Source organism: Polaromonas sp. CT11-55, assembly GCF_047303325.1.
Classification (GTDB): Bacteria; Pseudomonadota; Gammaproteobacteria; order Burkholderiales; family Burkholderiaceae_C; genus Polaromonas.
Genome location: NZ_JBKBEX010000061.1, coordinates 1 through 910, shown reverse-complemented (window position 1 = coordinate 910; position 910 = coordinate 1). Strand labels below are relative to the sequence as shown.

The window sequence follows — 910 nt, the reverse complement described above, 5'->3', positions numbered from 1 at the left end:
AACAGCGTGGACAGCGGCTGCGTGCCGTTGTTGGTGGCCGTCAAGGTGTACTGCAGCGTGTCGCCGGGATTGGCGTTCACGCTGGTGGCCGCGGCAATGGCCTGGGTCACGTTGCTCACCAGCTTGGACAGCGACAGGTCGCCGGCCTGGCCCACCGTGGTGATGTCGGTGGCCAGCAGAGTGCTGACGGCCAGCGCCGGGGCCGAGTTGGTGTAGGTGAAGGCGGCGCTCAGCGTGATGCTGTTCTGCGCGCCCTGGCCGGCGCCCGCAGGCACAAACTGCTTGATGACCAGGCACACGGTCTGCCCGGCGGTGACGGTGATGGCGGTGGTGACCTGCGTCTCGCTGGCTTCGAGCGCCGCGTTGCAGTTGCTGTCCTGGTACAGCACCTGGTTCCAGGCGGGGCTTGCCGGCGTGGCGGTGTTGGCCATCGAGAACGTGACCGAGCCGCCGGTGGCGGCTTTGTAGGTGTGGGTGTAGAACACCACCGTGCCGGGCTGGGCGGTCTGCGCGCCGTTGGGGCCCAGGGTGTTGGGCGCCACCATGCCGAAGCTGATGCCGGTGCGGGCCAGGCCGGAGCCGGCGGTGTAGCTCACGCTGGGACGGGTGTAACTGCCGCCGGTGGTGCCGGCCGAGCCGCCGGTGGCGGTGTAGCCGGCCGGCAGCACGGGCGTGAGGGTCACGGTGCCGCTGGCGGTGCCGGGGATCCAGAGGGTGAAGCTGCCGTCGCTGGCCGTGGGCTCGCTGTCCAGTGTGGTTGCGCCCTGCATGGCGTTAACCGTGATGCCGGCCAGGCCCGGTTCGGTTCCGGCCTTCACGCCGTTGTTGGCCGTGCCGCCGCCCGCGCCGTTGTCGGCGAACACATTGCCGCTCAAGGTGCTGCCGCTGTACAGGCCGAAATTCTGCGGCG

At 69.9% G+C, this 910-nt stretch carries 1 pseudogene; it reads right to left on the bottom strand.

Annotated elements, in window-relative coordinates:
- Positions 1-910: pseudogene (locus ACEN8I_RS24115) on the bottom strand (hypothetical protein); the annotation flags it as partial.